This is a genomic window from Desulfobacterales bacterium (assembly GCA_034003325.1).
Classification (GTDB): domain Bacteria; phylum Desulfobacterota; class Desulfobacteria; order Desulfobacterales; family JAFDDL01; genus JAVEYW01.
Genome location: JAVEYW010000004.1, coordinates 58,435 through 82,092, shown reverse-complemented (window position 1 = coordinate 82,092; position 23,658 = coordinate 58,435). Strand labels below are relative to the sequence as shown.

Annotated in this window: 22 protein-coding genes; 17 read left to right on the top strand and 5 right to left on the bottom strand. The window is 52.4% G+C overall.

Annotated elements, in window-relative coordinates:
• From RBT11_05385 to RBT11_05345, 9 genes are all read left to right on the top strand, one after another.
• Complete coding sequence (locus RBT11_05385) at positions 1-2,448, top strand: MMPL family transporter (protein MDX9786181.1); 2,448 nt, start codon at positions 1-3, stop codon at positions 2,446-2,448.
• Between the two features lie 111 nt (positions 2,449-2,559).
• Complete coding sequence (locus RBT11_05380; GenBank protein ID MDX9786180.1) at positions 2,560-3,300, top strand: methyltransferase domain-containing protein; 741 nt, start codon at positions 2,560-2,562, stop codon at positions 3,298-3,300.
• Positions 3,301-3,354: 54 nt separating this feature from the next.
• On the top strand, positions 3,355-3,693 hold the full coding sequence (locus RBT11_05375; protein ID MDX9786179.1) for a type II toxin-antitoxin system RelE/ParE family toxin: 339 nt from the start codon (positions 3,355-3,357) through the stop codon (positions 3,691-3,693).
• A gap of 9 nt (positions 3,694-3,702) precedes the next feature.
• Positions 3,703-4,020, top strand: coding sequence for a HigA family addiction module antitoxin (locus RBT11_05370; GenBank protein MDX9786178.1), 318 nt, complete (start codon positions 3,703-3,705; stop codon positions 4,018-4,020).
• A 147-nt stretch (positions 4,021-4,167) separates the two neighbouring features.
• On the top strand, positions 4,168-4,428 hold the full coding sequence (locus RBT11_05365; protein MDX9786177.1) for a type II toxin-antitoxin system ParD family antitoxin: 261 nt from the start codon (positions 4,168-4,170) through the stop codon (positions 4,426-4,428).
• Positions 4,429-4,436: 8 nt separating this feature from the next.
• Positions 4,437-4,727 carry a type II toxin-antitoxin system RelE/ParE family toxin gene (locus RBT11_05360; protein MDX9786176.1) on the top strand — a complete coding sequence of 97 codons (291 nt, stop codon included), beginning with the start codon at positions 4,437-4,439 and terminating at the stop codon, positions 4,725-4,727.
• Positions 4,728-5,047: 320 nt separating this feature from the next.
• Positions 5,048-6,229: an acyl-CoA dehydrogenase family protein gene (locus RBT11_05355; GenBank protein MDX9786175.1), complete on the top strand. Its 1,182-nt coding sequence runs from the start codon at positions 5,048-5,050 to the stop codon at positions 6,227-6,229.
• Positions 6,230-6,882: 653 nt separating this feature from the next.
• Complete coding sequence (locus RBT11_05350; protein ID MDX9786174.1) at positions 6,883-7,758, top strand: methylenetetrahydrofolate reductase; 876 nt, start codon at positions 6,883-6,885, stop codon at positions 7,756-7,758.
• A 476-nt stretch (positions 7,759-8,234) separates the two neighbouring features.
• Positions 8,235-8,639, top strand: coding sequence for a hypothetical protein (locus tag RBT11_05345; protein MDX9786173.1), 405 nt, complete (start codon positions 8,235-8,237; stop codon positions 8,637-8,639).
• Positions 8,640-8,735: 96 nt separating this feature from the next.
• On the opposite strand, the gene RBT11_05340 is transcribed toward RBT11_05345, so the two are convergent.
• A complete protein-coding gene (locus RBT11_05340) occupies positions 8,736-9,569 on the bottom strand; it encodes a polysaccharide deacetylase family protein (protein MDX9786172.1) in 834 nt (277 codons plus the stop codon).
• Positions 9,559-10,743: an ATP-grasp domain-containing protein gene (locus RBT11_05335; GenBank protein ID MDX9786171.1), complete on the bottom strand. Its 1,185-nt coding sequence runs from the start codon at positions 10,741-10,743 to the stop codon at positions 9,559-9,561. The genes RBT11_05340 and RBT11_05335 overlap by 11 nt, the downstream gene beginning before the upstream one ends.
• A 418-nt stretch (positions 10,744-11,161) precedes the next feature.
• Here RBT11_05335 and RBT11_05330 point away from each other — a divergent pair, with 418 nt between their 5' ends.
• From RBT11_05330 to RBT11_05310, 5 genes are read left to right on the top strand one after another with little or no spacing between them, the layout of a single operon-like run.
• Positions 11,162-11,902: a 3-oxoacyl-ACP reductase family protein gene (locus RBT11_05330; protein MDX9786170.1), complete on the top strand. Its 741-nt coding sequence runs from the start codon at positions 11,162-11,164 to the stop codon at positions 11,900-11,902.
• A 36-nt stretch (positions 11,903-11,938) separates the two neighbouring features.
• A complete protein-coding gene (locus RBT11_05325) occupies positions 11,939-12,367 on the top strand; it encodes a thioesterase family protein (protein MDX9786169.1) in 429 nt (142 codons plus the stop codon).
• The gene (locus RBT11_05320) at positions 12,364-13,581 is read left to right on the top strand and encodes a beta-ketoacyl-[acyl-carrier-protein] synthase family protein (protein MDX9786168.1); all 1,218 of its coding nucleotides are present in this window, start codon (positions 12,364-12,366) and stop codon (positions 13,579-13,581) included. The genes RBT11_05325 and RBT11_05320 overlap by 4 nt, the downstream gene beginning before the upstream one ends.
• Positions 13,582-13,600: 19 nt before the next feature.
• The gene (locus tag RBT11_05315; protein MDX9786167.1) at positions 13,601-14,839 is read left to right on the top strand and encodes a beta-ketoacyl synthase N-terminal-like domain-containing protein; all 1,239 of its coding nucleotides are present in this window, start codon (positions 13,601-13,603) and stop codon (positions 14,837-14,839) included.
• Positions 14,836-16,227 (top strand): lipid biosynthesis B12-binding/radical SAM protein, encoded by a 1,392-nt coding sequence (locus tag RBT11_05310; GenBank protein MDX9786166.1) that lies wholly within the window; start codon positions 14,836-14,838, stop codon positions 16,225-16,227. The genes RBT11_05315 and RBT11_05310 overlap by 4 nt, the downstream gene beginning before the upstream one ends.
• Before the next feature lie 14 nt (positions 16,228-16,241).
• On the opposite strand, the gene RBT11_05305 is transcribed toward RBT11_05310, so the two are convergent.
• Complete coding sequence (locus tag RBT11_05305; protein MDX9786165.1) at positions 16,242-17,723, bottom strand: CDP-alcohol phosphatidyltransferase family protein; 1,482 nt, start codon at positions 17,721-17,723, stop codon at positions 16,242-16,244.
• Positions 17,724-18,123: 400 nt separating this feature from the next.
• Here RBT11_05305 and RBT11_05300 point away from each other — a divergent pair, with 400 nt between their 5' ends.
• Complete coding sequence (locus RBT11_05300) at positions 18,124-19,191, top strand: DUF362 domain-containing protein (GenBank protein MDX9786164.1); 1,068 nt, start codon at positions 18,124-18,126, stop codon at positions 19,189-19,191.
• A 328-nt stretch (positions 19,192-19,519) separates the two neighbouring features.
• Complete coding sequence (gene tsaA / locus RBT11_05295) at positions 19,520-20,053, top strand: tRNA (N6-threonylcarbamoyladenosine(37)-N6)-methyltransferase TrmO (GenBank protein MDX9786163.1); 534 nt, start codon at positions 19,520-19,522, stop codon at positions 20,051-20,053.
• Positions 20,054-20,079: 26 nt separating this feature from the next.
• On the opposite strand, the gene RBT11_05290 is transcribed toward tsaA, so the two are convergent.
• Together RBT11_05290 and RBT11_05285 are read right to left on the bottom strand one after the other, a co-directional pair.
• The gene (locus tag RBT11_05290; GenBank protein ID MDX9786162.1) at positions 20,080-21,276 is read right to left on the bottom strand and encodes a C40 family peptidase; all 1,197 of its coding nucleotides are present in this window, start codon (positions 21,274-21,276) and stop codon (positions 20,080-20,082) included.
• 246 nt (positions 21,277-21,522) lie between these two features.
• On the bottom strand, positions 21,523-22,347 hold the full coding sequence (locus tag RBT11_05285) for a nitroreductase family protein (GenBank protein MDX9786161.1): 825 nt from the start codon (positions 22,345-22,347) through the stop codon (positions 21,523-21,525).
• A gap of 203 nt (positions 22,348-22,550) precedes the next feature.
• On the opposite strand from RBT11_05285, the gene RBT11_05280 reads away from it, so the two are divergent.
• On the top strand, positions 22,551-23,591 hold the full coding sequence (locus RBT11_05280) for a glycosyltransferase family 2 protein (GenBank protein MDX9786160.1): 1,041 nt from the start codon (positions 22,551-22,553) through the stop codon (positions 23,589-23,591).
• Positions 23,592-23,658: the final 67 nt, after the last annotated feature.

Here is a 23,658-nt window from a genome sequence, read left to right as displayed (position 1 = left end):
ATGAACTTAAAATCCTTTATCATTCGAAGCATCGCGAACACCCCGGGCAGGGTGCTGCTATCCTTCAACGTGCTGTTGCTGGCTGCGGTATTGGTGACGGGCTTGCTGAAATTTGAAAGAGATATTTTTAAATTACTTCCCGCGGATAATCCCACCTTTCAGGTCCTGGTTCATGCGATGAAGCGCTCGACCGCGCAGGATCGGTTGTTCCTTCTGGTAACATTGCGTGTGGAAGGAAAGACGCTCATCGACTCTGCGAAACGGTTGACGGATGCGTTGCGGAAAATGACCGTGGATAATGTGCCGGCCTTTGAAAAAATTACCTATCAAAAAGCCGAAGCCGTCGGCTCGGAAGAATTTAAGACGATTTATGATCGCTTTCTCGAAGATCCCAAAATCTTTTTAACGGAAGAAGATCAGGAGAAATTTTCTCATCTCATCACCTCCGAAGAGGCCCTGGAAAGGGAGCTTCAAAAATCACTGGCCATCATCGCCATGCCGGGCGCGGCGGATTTGGCCCGCATGGCTGCGATGGACCCCTTTAATTTCAGGCAATTCATTCTGGAAAAGCTTCAACGCCTTCATCAGGGCTTTGTGTTTGCCGCCGGGCCCAACCTGCTCTCGGCGGACGGGCGTGCGCTGCTCATCATCGCCACGCCGGCCAAGGCTCTTATGGAGCCGGACGCGGCCCGCCGGCTTTTGGCGCAAGTCGAGCGCATTCGGTCGGCGGTCCCGGAATTGGAGATCGGCATGACCGGCGGGTACGCCATCGCCGCACAGGAAGAGGCCCTGGTTCGCGGCGATATTGCGGGGTGCCTGATCGGATCGATGATCGGCATCACCGTGTTCCTGATCATTGTTTACCGGAATTTTTTCGTATTGAGTTTTTTCATGATCCCCCTGGTGGCCGGTATTCAGCTTGCCATGGGCGTGATGGCGGTGTTGTGCGATGCCATCCATATGCTGGCCATGGCCTTTGCCGCTGTGATCATCGGGCTCGGCATCGATTTTGCCATTCATATCTATGATCGCTATATTTCCGAGCGGCAAAAGGGCCAAACGATTGAGGCCGCCCTTGAGCGGACGGTGTTTCAGACCGGGGGGGCTGTTCTCGTAGGCGGGCTGACAACGCTCGCCGTGTTTCTCGTGATCACCTTCGGGGATACGCCCATATTGTTTCAGATCGGCTGGCTGGTGGTGCTGGGCCTTTTTTTTTGTATGCTCAACATGCTCTGGGCGTTACCGGCGTGGCTTGTCTGGATCGAACGCTATACCGTCAAATGGTTACATACACCGGCGCATCGGCTGGGCATGGAGTCACTCGGCCGATGGGTGAACGGGCATGCCAAAACGGCCCTCCTGCTGACGGGGGTGCTCTTTGCCGCCGCGCTGCCAGGACTCCGCTATCTGGCGTTCGAGCAGGACCCCATGGCATTAAAGCCGCAAAAGCTTGAGGCCGTGACGGTCCAGGAAGCGATGCTGCGCGCCTTTGGTCAGGGCGATGAGAGCGTGCTGGTTGCCTGGAAGGCGGACGATGGCAATGATTATTGGGAAAAATGCCGTATTCTGGACCGGACCGTGGCGGCGCTTCAGGCAACGGGCGCGGTCAGCTCCTGGGTATCGCTGGGCCGCCTGGCCTCGGCGAGCTTTTCGCCACCACCGAATGTAAATCTTCAGCGCATGACGGCATTGCTGAAGCAATATGGGTTTTCACCCGATTCCGTTCACCACCTTTCGGCCTTTCTCGAAAAACGATTTAAAAGCGATCACCGATTGGTACCGCCTCGAATGGAAAACCCGCTGGACGCATACCCCGATATCTATCATCCCTTTTATTTTCAGGCGGAGGATCAACTTCAGGGTATCGCGGTGGCGCATGTGGCCGACCCAAAAGCGGTGACGGTATTAAAAGACCATCTGAGTACGCTTTCCTTTGATGTGATTGTCGTCAATCCGCGTTCGGCCCTGGGGGAATTGGTGAGCGCTGGCCGGCAACGTCTCTTTTTTTCCATCGGGCTTGCGGGTGTATTGATTATCGGCATTATCTGGATTTATTTTCGAAAGGGTTCCACGGTGCTGCTGGTGTTGGTGCCCGTATTCTTGGGCCTGTTGACCACCGCCGGCATCATGGGGTGGACCGGAACCCATTTAAATTTTTTTAATTTCATCGTGCTGCCGCTGCTGCTGGGGATCGGGATTGATGACGGGGTTCACATTGTCGGCCGGTACCGGGAAAGCAGAAAGGTGGAAACCACCCTTGCCACCAGCGGCCGGTCCGTGCTGGTCACCACCATTACCACCATCGGCGGCTTTGGTTCCCTGTACCTGGCCGATTATCACATTCTGGAAAGTATGGGGCTGTTCGCGGCCGTCGGCGTGACGGTTTGTTTTTTGTTTTCAGCCCTGACCCTTCCCGCGCTGCTGAAACGGATGAATCCCCGGCTCTAAAAAAGGTGACTGACAGTGGCTTCTCCCTGTATGCTTTGTAATTCTATCTTATTACGCCCTATCTATCGGAAAAGTGATAGGTCGTATCTTGAGTGCGGCGAGTGCGGTCTTGTGTCCATTGACCCCAAACCGACGGATGCCGGCGCAGTGAGCAATTACAGGGATTATCTGCCGGCTGACGAGCCCACCATCGCGGCCTGGGAAAAGATGATGGCACCCGTTATTTCCAGATCCGCGGAACTTCTGGCGCAGCGCTTGCACCGGCGAACCGGGAACCTTCTGGATGTGGGGTGCGGGTACGGCTTTTTCCCGGCGGCCATGAAAAATAGAGGCTGGACGGCGTCCGGAATCGAGATCTCCGCCACCGGAAGACGGTATGCGCAACAACACTTCGGTCTGACCATTTACGGAAAGCCGTTAACGGATGTGCATTTTGCCGAACACAGTTTTGATGTGGTGACGCTCTTTTACGTTATCGAGCATCTGCTGAATCCGGTAGCCGTGCTTCAAGAAGTCCGGCGCATATTAAAGCCCGGTGGAATCGTTCTGCTGCGCTGGCCGAACACCACCCCGATTATCAAGCTTTTGGGGCGGGCGGCCCATCATTTCGATTTGTACCACACGCCTTATCATCTTCACGATTTTTCACCGGCAACCATGCGCCGATTGCTTCTGAAAACAGGCTTTATCCATATCGAAACCCGAATCGGCGGGGTTACACATCCCGAAAGAAAAGCGCTGCGGATTGCCTCCGTGCTGACCGGTCTGCTGGGCGAGAGCGTCTTTCGCCTGTCCATGGGAAAGTATTTGTTGCCGGGGGTCAGCAAGACCACCCTGGCCGAGAGAAGATAAAATTGAAAGACATGGCTATGCTTGACAAAAAACCCCCGGCCGGATTAACGAGCGGTGTGGGGAAGAGGGATAAAGCGAGTTGACAAATGTAAAGCAGGTCTTTACACTGTGCGTATAATAAAGAGCTTCCAGCATAAAGGCGTGGAACAATTTTTCAAAACAGGCTCGAAAGCCGGAATACAGCCCATTCACGCAAATAGGTTGCGTTTGCAGCTTGCAAAACTCGACAGCGCAATATCACCAAACGACATGGCGCTTCCTGGCTGGCGGCTGCACGGTTTAAAAGGGGATTTATCGGGATATTGGGCTGTATGGGTAGATAAAAATTGGCGGCTTGTTTTCACGTTTGATGGGGCAGACGCCTGCCTGGTAGATTATATGGATTATCATTAGGAGGCCACCATGGGAGATATGTTTAACCCGCCGCACCCCGGCGAAGTGCTAAGGGACGGTGTGTTTTTAGATGGAAACATAACTATCACTGATTTCGCTCAACGGATTGGTGTTTCCCGCGTAACTCTATCGCGGATTCTCAACCGCAAAGCCGGCGTAAGCGCGGACATGGCGCTCAGGTTGGCGGCTGCACTCGGAGGATCTGCGGAATCGTGGATGAATATGCAAACGGCTTATGACTTATGGCACGCCAAGAAAAGTAAACGTCCAAAAATTATCCCGATTTTCCCAAAGAATTCCGGGTGCGGCCATGGGGCAACGCTTTGACAATAAAAAACCCCCGGCCGGATTAACGGGCGGGGGTCAGGCGGACCGTAAACAACCTAGTGGCCGTGCTGCGTTTGCTTGAAACTACGCCCCTTTTATGTTATCAACATATAATAAAAATGGATAAAAAAAGGGGAGGGGTTGGTTATGCCATCCAGTTACGCAATAGGTCCTCATTTTGAGAACCTTATAAAACAGAAAATTGAAAGCGGACGATATAGCAGCGCAAGCGAGGTCGTCCGCGACGCCTTGCGGCTGTTCGAGGAGCATGAAGAACTGCGAGCAACGCAACTTAAAAACCTTCGTCAGCAACTTCAAGAAGGCAGGGATAGCGGCACAGGCATTTCGGCTGATAAGGTTTTTAATCGGCTTGACGCAAAATATAGAAAACTTACAAGTGAGCCCTGAGGCCACTCATGCGATGTGTTTTTTCTCCACTCGCCGAATTCGATATTGAAGAGATTGGCGATTATATCGCCCGCGACAATCCGGCCCGCGCTGTTTCTTTTATCCGAGAAATTCGGGAGCTGTGCCTCAAGATAACGGTTATGCCGGAAGCCGCTCCCCTACGCCCAGAGCTTGGCGAAGGCCTTCGCATGATGCCCTTTGGGCATTACTTGATTTTTTACACTGTAAGTTCGGAAAATATCCGCATTGAGCGTGTGTTGCACGGCGCACGAAACATTTCAATTTTGTTTGATGAATGAGTTACAAGCAACAGCTATAAAGGTGACTGACAGTGGCTTCTCCCTGTATGCTTTGTAATTCTATCTTATTACGCCCTATTTACCGGAAAAACGATTGGTCGTATCTTGAATGTGGCGAGTGCGTGTCTCGCCTGTCCATGGGGAAGTATTTGTTGCCGGGGGTCAGTAAGACCACCCTGGCCGAGAGAAGTTAAAGCGGATCGCATGCGCATAAAAATTGAAACAAATATGGTTTTGGGCTATCTACGGATACACACTTTTTCGTGCAGGTTTCCGATAAAGGGGTTATCGAAATGGCCTACTATTAAAAGAGGTAAATTATGAACTTTGCATTGACCAAAGAAGTACAAGCCGTTGAGAAAGAAGCCCGAAAGTTTGCCACTAAAGTGGTGCTTCCCAGAAGAGATGAAGATTGTTTTAAACGGGATATCGTATCCCAAATGGGAGCGCTGGGGTTTTTCGGCTGTGCGTTTCCCCCCGAGTACGGGGGAACCGATTTGGGGTTTTTGGCGCATTCGGTGGTGTGTGAAGAAATTTCAAGGGTTGACTCCGGGTTGCGTTCCTTGTTCAATCTGCAAGGCTTGACGGGCCCCTATACCATTATGGAATGGGGCACCCCGGAAGCAAAAGCCAAATACGTGGAAGACCTTGTTCTTGCCAAAAAACTCGGGTGTGTTTGTTTTTCAGAGCCCAATGCCGGGTCGGACTTGGCGGCTATGGAAACGACCATTGAAGACAGAGGGGATCACTTTTTACTGAATGGTTCCAAAACATGGATTTCCAACGGCACGGTAGCCGATGTTGCCGTTCTCTTTGCCACCCATGATATGGATCTTAAGCACAAAGGCATATGCGGCGTTATCGTGGACACCGATCAGCCGGGATGGACCACCCGGGAAACAGCGAAACTGGGTGATAAATCATCTCCGATCGCTGAGATTACCCTCAAGAATGTCAAGGCTCCCAAGGAAAACCTGATCGGTGAGTGGGGCGGTGGCTTTAAGGTGGCCATGAGCGCACTGGACCGAGGACGTATCAGCGTTTCCAGTGGTGCCGTTGGCTTGGCTCAGGCCTGCATTGATTGTTCCGTAGCCTATGCGACCGCCCGAAATCAGTTCGGCCGGCCGATTGCGGAATTCCAACTGATCAAAGGGTTGATTGCGGATATGGTTTCCCAAACTGAGGCGGCAAGGCTGCTGGTGAGGCGAGCCGCGTGGCTGAACGATCAGGACCTGCCCTTTACCCGCGAAGTCGCCATTGCAAAGTTCTTTGCAGGAGAAGCCGTGGTAAAGGCTGCCGGCTTGGCAATGGAAATTCATGGCGGCATGGGATATTCCCTGGAGCTGCCCGTCGAAAAATACTATCGGGATGCCAAACTGTATCAGATCGGCGAAGGAACCGCCAACATCATGCGCGTTCTTATCGCGGATGATGCCTTCGGAATTAAGAAAGCCAACCGTAAACGACTTCATGTCCCCAGTGACTTTCGAAATCTTGCATAGGGAGAATCGGGAATTTTCTTCAAGGCCACCGGCGGTTGTTTAGCCCTTTTACCAGAAACATGCACGCTTTTGCGTGTATATTCGCCGAAGGTGAAAGATGGCTTTTATGCATCCCAGCATACCAGCATCCGGCTTTGCCGGATTAGGATGGTGGTCTTGATAATACAATCGCGTGGGTGTAAAGTGTGTTCCGGAACATAACGGGGGAGGCAACAGAAGAAGAGAAGCAGATATGGATGATGATTTGCCGGGAAAGGTCTTTTCCTTCTGTCGTGTGAGAACCAAGAAAGAGTTGAGCCACGAAGCGTTAACAGAAGTGATCAGGCTGAAATGAAGAAAAGATTCTACGGAACTTGCGGGTTTCATTGAATTCAGGGATTGATGGTTATCGAGCATGCTGAAGCCGTTCAACAGCGGCACACTTGGTGGATGCGAATATATTCTTTCAATGATTGCGCTGTCGAAGGAAATGGTAAGGGGTGCCATTCAGCATAAATTCTGCCATTATTTTCGAATGTTCAAGCATAACGCGATGTATCGAATAATTTAAAGCAAGCGCTGGTCATCACAGACCGTGCAGCTTAAAGAGGCCGCTTGAAGGCCTAAAAACTTTTGACTGTTTAGTTCTGAGTGAATACGGAGGAAATTAAGTTATGCGGGTTACACAATTATATCAGCAGGATCGACCGGTTATTTCCATGGAATTTTTTCCGCCCAGGAATGATAATGCGGCGAATACTTTTGGAAAAGTGGTAGATCAATTGGCGCAGATGTCGCCTGATTATATGTCCGTAACATTCGGGGCCGGCGGATCCACCCGGGACGGCTCTTTTCAGGCCGTCAAACAACTGGTGCACGAAAAGCAGCTGCCAACGGTGGCGTATATTGCGGGATATGGGCTTAGTCCCCGAGAAATTACCGAGGTGCTGGACCGCTACAAAGCCCTGGGGATTGAAACCATTTTTGTGATTCGGGGTGATCAACCCAAAGGGGATGATTTTGTGGCCCATCCCGATGCCTTTCACTATGCGGCGGATATGATCGCGTTTATCAAAGAGCGCTATGACTTTACGCTGGGGTGCGCCGGATATCCGGAAGGACACGTCGACGCGGTGAGTCTCGATAAAGACCTCGAGTTTTTGAAACTGAAGGTTGATAATGGGGCGGAATATGTGGTGGCGCAGTATTTTTATGGGAACGATTATTTTCTGAATTTTGTTGACAGGTGTCGTGCGATGGGGATCAATGTTCCCATTATACCGGGCATTATGCCGGTCTACACGGTTAAGATGACCCAAATGCTATCCGAAGTTTGCGGTTCGACCATCACGGACGACTTGCAACGGAAACTGGATGCCGTGAATCCGGAGGATAAAGACGCGGTGCTGAATTTAGGGATCGATTTTGCAGTCGAGCAATGCAGGGGACTGCTGGAAAAAGGCGTTGACGGCCTTCATTTTTATACCATGGACCGAAGTAAGTCCACGACGGAGATCATCAGGCGCCTGAAACAAGAAAAGTTGCTTTAATCTGGGAAATAAGGCGGGACAAAGGCCCGAGCCGCGACGCTTTTATCGAAAGCATACCCGCAGCAGCAAGGAATATCGGGCCGTTTCATTTTTTTTATTTCCGGCGTTGCCGGCATTGGTGACGGATTGGCACACATAAACGGATCACCCCTTGTATCGCTCCTGAAAAATGGCCGGGAGTTAGCGGATTACCGAGGGGATTGCTGAAGGGCTTACCGAGACGTAAGGTTATGTCTTCAGTCATCATCTATCGGGGAATCATTCGAGTGTATTCTTTCAACGGATCAATATGAAGGGGTAAGGCGAATCATTGGCCGTAACGGCGGGCAGATCCTTTCCCACGACCCGGTTGAAAACGGCATTCATCTAAAGGTCATCAAAAGAGGCGAATCATAAGACCAGTGAGAGCTTACCATATGAAACTCATATAGTTTTTCATAAAGAAAGGACCCATCGCATTGGACGAGCAAAAAGAAATGGATCGAAATTTAGCCTTATTTATCGAGGAATGGAATGATACTCCCGAAAAAAACAAAGAGGTCTTTGTGCATTTCAAGGAATACCTGGGAAAAAAAGAGGGCGTCACGCTCAGCTTTGTCCCCCGTCCCGGTGTTACCTATTCGCTCAGAGCCGCGCATGCCAATCAGAAGCAAAAAGATCTTTTTGTGATGGTGGATGTGATTGAAGACACGCCCCGATGGTTATCCGTCTGTTTTTATGGTGAAATGATTTCAGATCCGGAAGAAAGGGGCGATGAGGTACCCGAGGGGCTGCTGGGCGAGGATGCCGTGTGCTTTGATTTCGAAAAAAAGGATGACGCCTTGATTCGATATATTGAAACACGGCTGGACGAGGCCTGTTCAAGCGCGGCAAAGGGGTAGGGGGTCGCCTGCCAGGGCAATCGCATGTAGAAATGGACAGCCCGGGAGTGAAGGCCTTGAGGGGGATCGGTTGGAGGCTGCGGCACTGTTTGAACGCTAAAGGCGAAGTTGTCCAACGGCGCGGGACAGATGGGTGAACCGAAAATCCTTTAAGAGCCGTTGAAGGCGGGTTTGGGTGGGTTCAACGCCGGCAAATAAGACGAAGTTTTTGATGCGCGGCAGTCGAAGGCGTGGCGTCAGCAAATCAAATTCTCTCGGATGAATAAATATGACAGCCGGTTGTCCCGTTTGGTTTAACTTCTCAATTCGGGATCGTATCCAGCGGTAGGCCAGGGTGCGCAGGCCCCAGCCGCCGCCTGCCGGCCAGTTGATCCATCCGGTGGGAAGGACCAGGGGCGGAACTTCCAGCATGCGGCCGTTTCGAAGTGAAAGCCAATGCGGAATTTTGCGATATTTGGGATTCCCGATGATGTGCAGCGGCGCCATGCTTGAATCAAAGGTGATCCCCTCTTCCAGAAGAATGTCAAGCGCCCATCTGGAATCTTCCCGAATGGACCATTCCGGGGCACGATACCCGCAGACGGGGGTGCCGGTGATACCGGATATGATCGCGATGGACTTTCGCAAATCCGCGCGAAACTGCGCAGGCGTCATGGTATAGACGCGCCGATGGCTGTAACCGTGAGAAGCGATTTCATGACCGCGCGATGAAATGGCGGCAATTAAGTCCGGGTGCCTTTCCGCCACATAGCCCAAAACGAAAAAAGTGGCCTGAACTCGATAACAATTCAGAATATCAAGAATTTTATGCGTATTGGCTTTGACGCGGCTTTCCAGTTGCGGCCAGCGGTGGCGGGGTAGGACATGGGTGACGCCGCAGATGTGATACCAATCCTCCACATCGACGGTCAGAATATTTTCAACGGCCATGGTGTCTCGTTCGCAGTCGCTGCTTCATGTCCCTGTCGTACAGGAAGGTCAGCGGGGTTAACAGTCGTCCCAGCGCTGGCAGTGGATCCGTCCGCGACAGAATATCGTAAGTTGTGTTCGGCACCCGAAAATTGAAAAATCCGGGCATCAACTTTCTGCGTTGGGGATTATAGATAAAATGGAGCAGATCCCCAGGCAGAAACCAGCGGCATTTGATGCCTGTTCTATAGGTTTCCACAGGCGCAAATCTTTCCCCTTTGGCCATTTTATAGAGGAGATAGGGAAAGTTTACCCCGGCGGCGATGGAAAGCGCTAACGAGCCCCAAAACCTGGGGTTTACTTCCATTAATTTCGGTTGATGGTCTCTCGGGTCGATTTTGAACTCCACCATGGCCACACCGAACCAGCCCATCGCCGATAAAAGGGTCTGCCCCATTTCCCGAATCCCATCGTGTCGAACGCTTTCACGCAGGGTGCTAGCGCCGCCGGTGACCGGGTATTCCCGAAGACGTTTGTGAACAAAGGAAGCCTTGACATCTCCTTTTTCATCCATCAGAAAGGAGGCCCCATAGCCTGCGCCGATGGCGGGAATTTTTTCCTGTATCATGGGAAAGGGAAACCGTCGATGGATCAGGGGGTAGGTTTCCAACAACTCCGCAGGCGTTTCGGGATAGGCAATGCCCAGAGCGCCCGCGCCGGTCCGCGGTTTTACCACCATGGGATAGGGCAGGTGATCTTTTACTTGCGCCAATTGGGAAAGATCCGTGATATGCCAGGTTTTGGGCGTCGGAATGCCCATTTTTCGCGCCAGTTGAAGCACAAGGTCTTTTCGGTTGGCGAAATCGATCTTTTCAACGGGACTTACCGGTAGAAAGCACCGCTGTGAAAAGTCGTCCCGGAATTGGGCGAACAACCGCACGGTGGTATCTTCCATGGGGAGCAGCATTCGAAAATTACTTCCGGCGACCAGCGTTCGCATCTCATCCATAAACACGCTCGAAGCAAAGACCGGTGATGAATAGGTGATTTGGCGGCGGCAGTATTTGGAAAAGGCGGCGGTTGCCAGACGGGTGGTTTCTCCCACGACGCAGGCGACCCCTTTTCGGCCGAGGCCGCGCACCGCGGCAAGGGATTTTCGCCAGTGACCGTCGGTAACCAAAACCATACTATTCATTCGATGCGGGAAAACCTTTCGCCATTGTGAGTGAGAATGGCTGCTCGGAAGCCTTCCCAAAAAAAAGAGATGCGATGAGCCCAGTATCAAAAAATGAACCAACCAGTTACAAAATATGCCTCAATAACAGAGGCGTATTGAAAAATCCACTGCTATTAAACGCAGCAGGGCGATCGCATGCAACCCATAGCCCGCTTCAGCCTTGAAAAAAATCAGATTCCAGCTGCGGCAAACTCACGCGTACCGCGTTCAAACAGTGCCGCGGCCTCCATCTGATCTCCCTCAAGGCCTACGCTTTCGGCAGTTACTTACAACATGCGTTTGCCCTGTTAAACGCAGCGCTGCGCCTTGCATAACCCGGTGAGATTTGATACAAGGTGACACCTGCGGCCGGTGGGGTTATTTGGAGTATATACTTTTGAAATTTAAAGATAAAAATGTTTTTATCACGGGAGGGACCAAGGGATTGGGAAAAGCCTTGGCGCTTTGTTTCGCAAAGGAAGGGGCGCGCGTGGCGGTCAATTACCGCTCGGATAAAGACAGCGCCGACCAGACCCGAACGGAACTGGCCGTCCTCACGGAACATGTTCTGGTGGAACAGGCGGACGTGTCCAGCGCATCAGACGTGGATGCGCTTTTCAAGCAGGTTATAAGTCGGTGGGGGTCGGTGGACATTCTGGTCAATAACGCCGGTTTAGTGCGGGATAAACTGCTATTGTACTTGAATGAAGCGGACTGGGATGCCGTGGTGGACACGAACCTCAAGGGCACCTATTTATGTTCACGCGCCGTCTTAAAACCGATGATCGGCAACCGATTCGGGCGCATCATCAATATGGTGTCCCCCAGCGCGCTGACCGGGCGTGCCGGCCAGACGAATTATTCGGCCTCCAAGGGCGGGATGATCTCCTTTACCAAATCCCTGGCCCGGGAAGTGGCCAGGCTGGGCATTACGGTCAATGCCGTTTGTCCGGGTGTCATTAAAACCGCCATGAGCGAAACGCTGACGCCGGAGGCTGAAAAGGAATTGATGCGTATGATCCCTGTGGGCAGATTCGGCGAGCCGGCGCATGTGGCATCGGCTATTCTGTTTTTAGCCTCCGCGGAGGCGGAATACATTACCGGCCAGGTGCTTGCGGTCGACGGCGGCCTGACCTGACCCAATGACCCCTACGAACCCAACAAGCCCCACACCATGAAATGGATTGAAACATACGAAACTGTTCGGTTTAACGAAGTCGATTCCTGGGGAATCGCCTGGCACGGCCATTATGTGGCCTGGTTTGAGGCGGGCCGCATGGCGTTGTTGCGGCAAGTGGACCTATTGCCCGAACACATGACGGCGCTCGGGTTTATCGCACCGGTCATTCGGCTGAATTGCGAATATAAGTATCCCGCCAAATGCGGCGAAGACATCATTATTCGTGCCGCGGTGGAAAAGCCCGAGATCGCGGCCATCGAATTTAAATTTGAGGTGCTTCGTCGGACGGATCGAAAGCTTTTGGCCCGAGGGGCATCGACACAGGTGTTGCTGACGCTCGAAAACACGATGATTTACAAGGTGAGCGGCGAGCTGAAAAAGCGCCTGGATTCTCTGGTTGCCTTTTGCGCGCGGGACGCATGAAAAAGCGGGTTGTCATTACGGGCCTTGGTGCCATTTGTGCTATCGGCGGGTCCGTGACCCGGTTCAGAGACGGGCTATTTTCCGGAAAATGCGGGATTGGACCCGTTTCGCTCTTTGAGACGATGGGGTTTCAGAGCCGGGTGGCGGCTCAGGTAAAAGACGAATTTTTTGACCATCCCTTCTTGCCCGGTGAAACAAAGAGAGCCTCCCGCTGCGATCGGCTCGGTCTGATTGCCGCCAAGGAGGCGGTCTCAGACGCCGGAATTGGCGTGAATCTTGAACCGCGGAACGATATCGGCGTGTTGCTGGGCGGCGGAGCCGGCGGCATGTTTTCATGGGAACAGTTCAGACGCGCGCAATGGGCCGGGAAAACGAAACCCAGACCGTCCCTGGTGCTGGCGTCCTCACCCGGTACGCTTTCCGACCTGATTGCGCAACGATATCATTTTACCGGCATTCGGGGAACCTTTTCGACGGCTTGTTCTTCGAGTGGCACTGCCATCGGATATGCCGCGGATCTCATTCGGATTGGAAAACTGTCCATGGCGATTACCGGCGGCAGCGAGGCCTTATCCGAAGTCACCTTTGCGGGGTTTAACGCCCTGCACGTAACGGACCCCGAACATTGCAAACCCTTTGATCAGCACCGGCGCGGTATTTCTCTCGGAGAGGGGTCCGCGATGCTGGTTCTAGAGGACTACGAACATGCCAGAAACCGGCGGGCAAAGATTTACGCGGAAGTATTGGGATACGCGATCAACTCGGACGCCTACCACATGACCTCGCCGGACCCGGAAGGCCGGGGCATGGCCAAAGTAATGGCGCGGGCGCTTCAAGTGAGCGGGGTAAAGAGCGATCAGGTGGATTATATCAATGCGCACGGCACCGGCACGCCCATCAACGATAAGGTGGAAACCGCCGCCATCAAGCATGTGTTTGGTGACCATGCCCGAAGGCTTGCCGTCAGCTCGACGAAATCGATGGTGGGCCATTGCCTGGGGGCTTCGGGCGCCATCGAAGCGCTCGCAACCGTGCTGGCGTTGCATGAACAGATCGTGCCGCCGACCATTCATCTCTCAACGCCGGATCCGGAATGTGATTTGGATTACGTTCCCGAAACGGCCAGAAACCGGCAAATTCACATCGCGCTTAGCAATTCCTTTGCCTTCGGCGGCAACAACACCGCGCTGGTGCTTGGACAGGTAGCGGGATAAGGGAGAATAAAGCAACCGCATGGAGAAAATAGCCGTTACGGGAATCGGTGTTGTCAGTGCGCTCGGCATCGGGCAGAAAAAATTCCGGGAAAACTGCAGGCGTGCGTTCAGCGGAATCAGCAAAATAGAGCTTTTCGACACCAAAGGCTTTCGATCCAATGTGGCTGGATGGGTTGCCGATTTTAATCCCAAGCAATTTATGCCGCCCTCGGTTTACCGTCGCATGAGCCGAATATCCGCGATGGCTGTGGTCGCCAGTATCGAAGCCATCGCGGACAGCGGGTTGGCCCTGGACAAAATGGACCGGGACCGGTGCGCCGTTGTCATGGGGACGGCGGACGGACCGAGCTCCCAGGTGAACAGTTTCTTTTCAAGTCTTCTTGAAAACGGTCCCAGGGGCAGTCAGCCGCTTTTTTTTCCTGAAACCGTTCCAAACGCCCCGGCCAGTCATATCGGCATGTTCCATGGCATCACCGGCCCCAATACCACCTTTTGCCAGAACATGATATCCGCCGAACAAGCGATTTGCTACGGCCGGGATATGATTCTTATGGGCCAGGCGGATATGGCCGTGGTGGGAGGGGCGGATGAACTCTCCGCCGCGCAATTTGCCTGCTATGATGCCATCGGTGCGCTGAGCCGAGTGCGGGTAAACGGCCGGCGGCCCGATCCTCTTTCATTCGGTGGCGGCATGGTTTTGGGAGAGGGGGCCGGCGTGTTGGTTTTAGAGCGGCTGGACGCAGCGCTTTCCAGGGGCGCGAAGATCTATGGTCTGCTGTTGGCGGCGGTCGTGACCGGTGGCCGGGCCGATATGGGACATTACGAGGCGAGTGGCGAACAGTTGGCCCGGGCCATGACGACAGCGCTTTCCGAAGCAGGGCTTTCGCCTGAAGACATTTCACAGTTGAACGTATCGGCCAATTACACTCAGGAACTGGGACGAATGGAATCCGAGCAGATAGAAGCGCTTTTTGCGCCATCTCATGGTGCGCCTCAGGTCTTCGCGCTGAAATACCTGATGGGTGATTTCGGCGGCGCCGGCGCGATTCGGGCCGCCGCCTCGCTGATCAGCTTGTATCGGCAGGCGTCGCTCCCCTTGATATCCGCGGCGGCGCTGTTGGCCGATAATGGGTACAGACCGGCATGGTCGGTGCCCGAAGCGCAGGAGATTCACGCCGCGCTGATGACGAGCGCCACGTTCGGAGGCGCCGGCAGTTGCCTGATATTTTCTCGTCAAAAGCGAGACCTGCTATCATGAACGTGTTGCTGGTATCCCCCAACATTGAATACCTGCCGGATCCGGTGTTTCCGATCGGGCTGGCGTACCTGGCGGCGGCACTGAAAAAAAACGGCACGCCCCATCGCATTCTGGATCTTTGCTTTGAAGCCGATTATGAGCACGCCATTGCAACGGCCATAGCGGAATTTTCCCCCCACGTCATCGGCGTATCGCTTCGAAATCTGGATAATGTGGGCTATCCGAGATACACTGCTTACCTTCCGTTTTATCGCCGGGTGATTGCCGAAATTCGAAACTGCGCCAAGGGCATTATCGTGATTGGCGGCAGCGGGTTCACCTTGCTTCCGGAGTCCGTTTTTGCGCACCTCGGTGCGGATTTCGGCATTGCCGGGGAAGGGGAAGACGCCTTTATCCGGCTGATAAACGACATAGAGAAAAATGGCCCCACCCATGTTCCGCCCGATGGCCGAATCATTTTCGGCAAACCGGGCATTCGTGCGAATCTCGATGCGTTGCCGATGGCGGATCGCTCGGGTTTTGACAATGCGGCTTATCTGCAACAGGGTGGAATGGGAAATATTCAGACCAAACGGGGATGCCCGTTTCACTGCATCTATTGCACCTATCCGCTTATTGAGGGAAAATCCATTCGGGCCCGTTCGCCGGAGCGGGTTTGTGATGAAATTGAACAGCTGATTGAAATCGGTGTCCACAACCTGTTCATTGTAGACAATGAATTTAACTATCCGGTAAATCACGCCTTAAGCCTTTGTAGAGAAATCATAAAACGGCAACTTAAAATTCGGTGGAGCTGTTACGCCAACCCGGCCTTTATGACCGATGAATTGGCGGCCGCCATGCGGAACGCGGGCTGCACGGGGGTTGAATTCGGCTGCGATGCGGCCGAGCCCGGCATGCTGGCAGCCCTGGGGAAAAACTTTTCGGTGGCCGACATTCAGCAGGCTTCCCGAATATGCCGCAACGCCGGCATGGCCTTTTGCCATTCCCTTCTTTTGGGCGGCCCCGGAGAAACCATGGATTCGGTTCGAAGAACCTGTGAGACGATTCGCGATACGGACCCCACGGCGGTCGTTTGCATGGCGGGAATTCGAGTGTATCCGAACACGAGGATGGCGCAAGTGGCGGCCGAAGAGGGGCTTGTCGGATCCGGTGAGGACTATCTTAACCCGGTATTCTACCTGTCCTCCGGCATTAAAACCGAAATACTCTCCTTTATCGAAGCGTTTTCCAAAGATAACCCGACCTGGATTTTCCCGGGGCTTCAGATCAACATGAATGAAATTCTGCAAAAGAAATTACGCCGTTTTGGCGTTCGCGGCCCCTTGTGGGAGCAAATGAAACTGGCCGGCCGCTTTGCTCATGTCGCCAAATCGTCAATTGATTAAGAGGGGTGGTTTTATCACAATTTTTTAAGGCGGGATTCAAGGGCCGCCACCTCGGGCGTGATGCGCCATGTCCACAAGGGGGAGATCGCGTAAATCAGCAGGCACGCCAGAACGAAGTGGCCGAAATACGGCGTAAACACAAAAATAAAGGTTAAAATGAGGTTCCCGCTGACAAAGACGGGGTGACGGCTCATGAACCGGCCGTAATGAATAAAGCGAATCGGATAGATATTCATCATGAGCGACATGGCGATCATCAGGCCGAAACAGACCAGACCCCAGAACCGGGCTTCATTCGGAGAATCGGGAATGGCCTGGCTATACATGATGAGCGGTGCGACCACCGTCAAGGCGGCGGCAGGAGTCGGCAAGCCTTTGAAAAATCCTGGAATCGGGTTACGATCCAGAGTGAAATAAATCAGACGCGTGATGCCCAGAAGGAAATAAAGCCAGGCAATCCAGCTGATCGGCAAGCGCTTCAATACGGGATCATCGGCTCCAGACAAGCACAGGAAAAAAATCCAAGCGGGCACAATGCAGAAGCTGACCGCATCGGAGATATCATCAAGGAGCCCCCCCATACTGAATCGTTTGGACGTTTCTTCGGAAATGGGCGGTTCGGTCAGTCCGAGCTTGCGCGCCAGCGAGCCGTCGAGTTTGTCAAACATGGCCGCGCCGATAAGAATCATGTACGCTTCCCGAATACGCCCCTGATATGCAAAGAAAACGGAAAGAAGGCCCATCATGGCATTCATGACGGTGAGCGCGTTGGGGAAAATAGTCAAAATGCGGCGGCGAAGTTTTTCATCCCCCAGGCACAGCTCTTCCAGGCAGTAGCTACCGTATTTTCGGCAATAACCGGCGATGGAGCCGAAATTGAATATTAGAAAGATAATTTCTATTAAAAACAGGCCGCGCAGGGGAATATTGCCCAGCCAGGAAATCCAAAAATAGAGTCGCGACGGGGGGCCCTCGGGAAGGTAAAAGGCATAGGCATAAAGCAGTGCGCCTACCGGCGCGGCTGCCATGGTTCGCAGCCGGTTTAATTCGGACGCTTCGGGCTCCTGGCCTTGGCGAATCGCGAATCCCCTCATAAAATGAGCAAAGTGATCGCGAACCAGCACCGTGACGCATAGAAAGAGAATAAAGAGCGCATGCAGCAGCTCGGTCCGGGTATGGCCGGGCGTGACAAAGACCAGCCGCCACATGACCCCGACCGCAACCAATGGAAAGATGATGGAATAGACCAGTTTGTCCATGATGCGGTCGGCGAGCTCGGCCAAGGTGGGATACGGGTGAAAGCGGGCGGCAAACCATCCGTCCACCACGTCAAAACTCATGGAAATAAACAGAAGCACCACGCCGAGAATATAGTATACCGGCTCACGCGTCCACATAACGGCAACGGCGCAGAGCAAACCGCCGAATACCAGCAGCGGTCGCATGTAGATCAAGGCAGCCGTTACTTTTTTGGGGATAGTGTATCGTCCGGGCATGTTGATTCAATCATCTGCGTTTACGACAATCCGCGAATCGCTATCGAGTGATGCGGATAGATGGTTGATTTTCAGTAAAAAGCCGAATTCGAATCGCATGGCAACGCCGGGCCGTAAAAACCGGGCTGGGGTAACATAGGTTAGACCGGGGGGTAGTGTCAAGCAGATCAGGTGAAGCGGCGCCCGTTTTTTTAATTGTCATCCACTGTAAACCATTACGGATAAGTTGGGTTCACGAAATTCGAACACAAGAAATCTTGCCCCAATCACCTCATTTTGCTATTTTGTCGCGCAATCGAATATCGATTTAAACGCTGTGCACGAATCGGATGATTTTGTTGCAGTGATGCGACCTATGACGAATTTTGACAATCACTGAGATTGATTAAAGGATTGGGCCATGTATCGGGTGATGATAGAAACGGCAAGCTATGACGATGTGCGCCGGGCTGTGGACAGGGCCTTTACGCTTTTTCCACTGAAAGTGGCGGAAAAGACCGTGCTGGTCAAACCAAATGTGCTCAGGGCCTCTTCGGCACAGGAGGGCATCGTTACACATCCGGCGCTGTTGCGGGCGGTTGTGGAAAAGCTTGAGACGATGAACCCGGCTGCCATCGTGGTTGGGGATAATCCGGGGGCTGTCGGCTACGGCGCCAATGAAGCCAGTTTTGAAGAAACGGGCCTGATGGCGGCTGCCAAGGGGTATTATCATAATATCGGCAACGATTCGAGAAAGGTGGCGTTTGACTCCCGGTTTATGGAAGCGGTCAGTGTCTCGACCGCCGTGCTGAATGCGGATATTATCATCAGTTTGCCAAAATTCAAAACCCATGGGCTAACGGTGATGACCGGTGCGATCAAAAACAGCTATGGCATGTTACCCGGCGCGCAAAAGGCCAACCTTCATAAGCTGGCCGGAACGCCGGCGCGTTTTCACGACCTGATTGTCGAGGTTTTCCGGCTCAGGATTCCGGATTTTTTTATCGTGGATGCCATTGTGGGCATGGAGGGCAACGGGCCCGCCTCGCCGGATCTCAGACAGATCGGCCGGATATTGGCCTCGGACAACGCAGTGGCGCTGGATGCCGTTATTGCGACCATGATGGGGATGGCACCCGAGCGGCTGCCGTTTTTATGCAAGGCTGCGCGTGAGGGGCTGGGAGCGATTGATCTGAGTAAAATCAGCATTATCGGTGAATTGCAACCGATTCCAAATTTCAAGCTGCCACCGTTAAGCGGTGAGGCCATTTTGAATAATTCGAGCCTTCAACAGTTGCTTCGCAGTAAAACCGTGGTGCGCCCCCATGCGGACCCGGACCTGTGCACGGCTTGTGGAACGTGCATTGATCAGTGCCCAGTATCCGCGCTGAGCATGCGCGAAAATCTGCCCCGAGTGGATGAGGCGCGATGCATCACCTGCTTTTGTTGCCAGGAGATATGTCCGGAAAAGGCCATGGTGCTGCGATGAGCCAGGCGCCTTAAAAATGCTTGAGGTTATACCGGAGATGAATAACATTGATTGGAATCCAACCAGCGTTGGGACCTATTAGGCCCTTTATCAGAAACATACACGCTTTTGCGTGTATATTCGCCGAAGGTGAAAGATGGCTTTTATGCATCCCAGCATCCCAGCATTCCAGCATCCGGCTTTGCCGGATTAGGCCCTTTACCAGAAACATGCACGCTTTTGCGTGTATCCTCACAGAAGGTGGGAAATGCCTTTTTTTTTGCATCCCGGCATCCCAGCTTCCCAGCAATCCGGCCTCGCCGGGTTAGGATAGGAAAGGATGACGGCCATGCGCCACCCGAAAGAAGACATCAGAATGACGCTTTCACCCGTTGGTTTTGTTCGAAGCCGAATCAAAATACCGATGCCTTCGGCAGCGGAAGAGGACCTTGATCCGGAAGCGCGAAAAATAAGTATTCGGGCATTTCGAAAGGAGGTTAAAACCACGGTTTCGGAGATCGTAATTGATTCCGGCCTGAATGGTATTTTAGACGGAATTGAGGGGTTTTCTCATATTCTGGTGCTATTCTGGCCTCACCTTCTGACGCCGGAAAAGCGCATGGTGCGACAGGTTCATCCCATGGGGAGAAAGGATATTCCCAAACAAGGTGTTTTTGCCACCCGCAGCCCGGCCAGGCCGAACCCGGTGTTGATTTCGGTCGTGTCGCTGATCGAACGGGAAGGAAATGTGCTTCGGGTAAAAGGGCTGGATGCCGTGGATGGCAGCCCGGTGATTGACATCAAACCCTATGTGGGCAGCTACCATGATGCGGAAAACCCGACCGTCCCCGGCTGGATGCAGCGCCTTCAAGAGGATCTGTAATCTGAAAGTGATTTGGTCGAATCAGACTAAAAGGAAAAATTCAGGTTAACCGATACGTCCCGAACGTCTCGAAGCAGATCGTCCGCTCCGGTTTCCCGCATAAGATAAGCGCCTTCCCAATTACCCATAACGGAAAGGCCCATTGTGTCGGACACCCGATAGTTGAAATAAAGCCCCATATTTGTGTCCGGCGCATTTTCGTAGGCGGCGTAATAGCTCTCGTTCAGCAGCGACCGCACGGAAAGGGTAAGCGACCAGTTGTACGCCAGCGGTGAAAGAGCCGCTTCAAGCCCGTAGACCTGCCAGTTCCTGTTGATGTCATCGGCCATCGAAGGCCCGTCCAGCATGCCGAGAGAAGGCGTGATGCGCAACCACTGCGCGGGATGAATATCGGCAGAAATTCTGATCCCCTGCCAGAATTCATGACCCATGGCCGCCTGTTGGGTGGGACCCTTGCGATAAAAGTCAAACGGTTCCGCAGACGCCACATGTTGTGTCGTGAACCGGCCCGAATAAAATGTTTCGAGATTGACGAAGAGGTTTTCATCCAGGGCGGCGGCATATCCAACTGAAATTTCATGGTCTTCAAACACATCCGATCCGTCTATCGCTTTTGGCGCCATAGTTCCAGCAGCCTTTGCAAGCACGGTATCCTTGACTCTGCGAGAGGCCACCAGTGTGCGTTGCCAGAACGGATCCTGCATGTTGGAGATTTTGACGCCGCCCTTCGGTGAGGCATGCAAAAACTTGCCGTCGGCAAGATAAATGCCCACATGATTGATCCGTTTCGATTTATAGGCGAAAAATAACAGATCATTCGGTTCGAACTCGTCCTCCTCTAATGGAACCTCTTCCAAGATATTCAGCTTGCTTTGCTGATAGGAGTTATGCGGCAGGGCAAGACCAAAAATTTCAGAATAAAGCCGTTGGGTTAACCCGGAACAATCAAACCCTTTTTTGCCGGTGCCGCCTCTGATATAAGGGATGCCGAGATATTTAAATACCGTATCGGCTTCAGGTATCTCCGTCGGGTCCAATCCGGCCCAATAATTTTTTGGAACCTTTGCTTTTTTTTGAACTCTTGCTTTATAAGAGGCGCTTTTTTTGAATTTGGCTTGTTTTTTTTCTATTGCATAACAAGGGGTTACGTTGATTAGAGGCACTGCGACCCATAAGATAATGAATAATCGAATAAAACGGTTGCAATAGCGTATGTGGTGCATTCGGGCTCTGCTTGTTTATTAACTGTGTTATGGAAAATACAACCCGGAGCATACACAAACGGCTATGCTCCCCGATTACATTTGTAACTTTCCAGCTCGGTTGCATCAGCAAGGCGCGAGGTTCAGCAAACCTTGTCCGCTCTTTTAAAAGATTCGATAGCGGGTTGTCAACCGTAATTTATTCGTGGCAAACTGATCAATGGACGTTTTACCTTTGTTTACATTCGCAAAGGCCTTGTGATTCATTTATCGCCAATGAATGGTCGGCGGTTTTCGTTCCGGTAGCCGGTGATACTGATGTTTCGAGTAACCGAGCATCATCGGATAAAAATGGGGATAATCCGCTGATAGTCCCACATAGGCCCTCAGGGGTTCGTATTGAACCATCGCCCGATGCAGCAAGCCTGCCCAACAGGTACTCAATCCCACACTCGGCGCCGCCAATTCGAGGTGCGACAGAGCAATGGTTGAATCGGTCATGCCGTAAAAGGCTTCCGCGGGCGCCGTGGCAAAGATCAATACCGGCGCATTTTTCAACACCCGGTCATAGCCTTTGTCCCAGGCGGCCACCAGTGGGACGACATAGGGCGAATAGATCGCTTGCGGGCCTATTTGAATGAGACTGCGCATCCACTCGATGGTAGTCGCCGCCAGTCCGGTGACTTGTTCTTTATCCGTCAGCACGATCCATTCCAACATCTGGGAATTATTGGCCGTAGGGGCATATTTGGCGATGTCGATGAGCGCCTGAATTTTCTCTTTTTCAACTGGTGTATCCTTAAAGACCCTGGCCGAACGTCTAACGCGAAAAAACTGAATCATCTGTGCCTTGTTAATTGCAAGTGCGGCATCAACGGGTGGGCACGCATCCTTGGGAATCTGCGTGTGCTCAAGCGCGGAATGGGGGCACACCGCGATGCAGTGACCGCAGAGAATGCAATATTTCATGTGCCCGGGTTTGATTTCCGGAAGACCGGTCTCGTTGTTTAATCGAATAATTTGCCTGGGGCATTCGTCGATACAGAAGTTTTCCTTTGCGCATCGGGTCGGGTCGATGACCAACTTAATCATGGGGTATCCTTTTCAACCTATTGATATTTCAATTATCTTTAGATTCGCTGACATCTAATTCTGTTGACAAGATGACGCTTCTCGGATAGTGAAGAGTCGAATTGATCGTTGTTAAGCTATTGTAACTTAAATAAATAATAGGGAAATTGGGCGCTGCGCCGACCCGAATCGTTTGGGCGTTGGTAAGCTCAGCCTGATGACGAATGCAATCCAATATCTGTGTCATAATTCCCGCATATAACGCCGCCGCCACCGTCGGTCAGGTGGTTCGGGGTGCGTTGAAACACGTTTCCTGTGTTTTGGTGGCAGACGACGGGTCTGTCGATGATACCGGCCGAATAGCCTTGAAGGCCGGCGCGACGGTCATTACCATAAATAAAAATCAAGGTAAAGGCCATGCCTTAAAGCAACTCTTTCATTTGGCAATCGAGAAAGGCTTTGATGCTGCAATCAGCCTGGATGCAGATGGTCAGCATGATCCGAAGGCTATTCCGTTATTTTTAAACGCCCATCAGGCACACCCGGAGGATCTGATTCTGGGCTCCAGAATGATGGAGAAAAATAAAATCCCTGGGGGCCGATATAATTCCATGCATATCGCCCGGTTTTTTGTATCCCTGGCCGCCAACCAATATATAGAAGATACCCAATGCGGGTACAGGCTGTATCCGCTGGGTTTGATAAAAAAACTGACCCTGACCGCGGAAAGATATACCACGGAAACCGAAATTTTGATTAAGGCGGGGGACACCGGCACCCTCATTCGACAGGTTCCCATTCGGGCGATATACGAGAACAATGTCAGTCACTTCAGACCCGTGATCGACGTGGATGACATTACCGCTTATATCATCTCCTATTTGTGGGTTAAGTGGCTGATCGAAGGGGTGTGCGCCAATCGGCCCTACACCTATACAAAAGGGGGTATCAGAGACAGAATAGGCAGCCATAAGTTTATTAACGGCCGGTTTCAGGTGTTTACCATGATGACGATTTTTCCGGCGACCGTTTTTTATTTTCTGGAATATGTGTTTCTCTCACGATGGATCAAAAACAATTTTGCATCCATCCGGAATTTAAACTGCGGTTATTTTGTCATCCTGCGCGCCACTCAAATGCTGCCGATACTGCTCGTGGTGACCGTCGCAGAGCAGGTGTTGAAAAGGATCGGCCTTCGGGTTCAACTGATTAAGCCCTTTATCAACCGGTTTTATCCGAATTTGTGGGGAGGGGCGAAGGCTTGATCCATTCGGTCCTTTCGTTAAAAGCGTTATCAGAAATACACATGCGGTAGCATACATGCTTGTATCT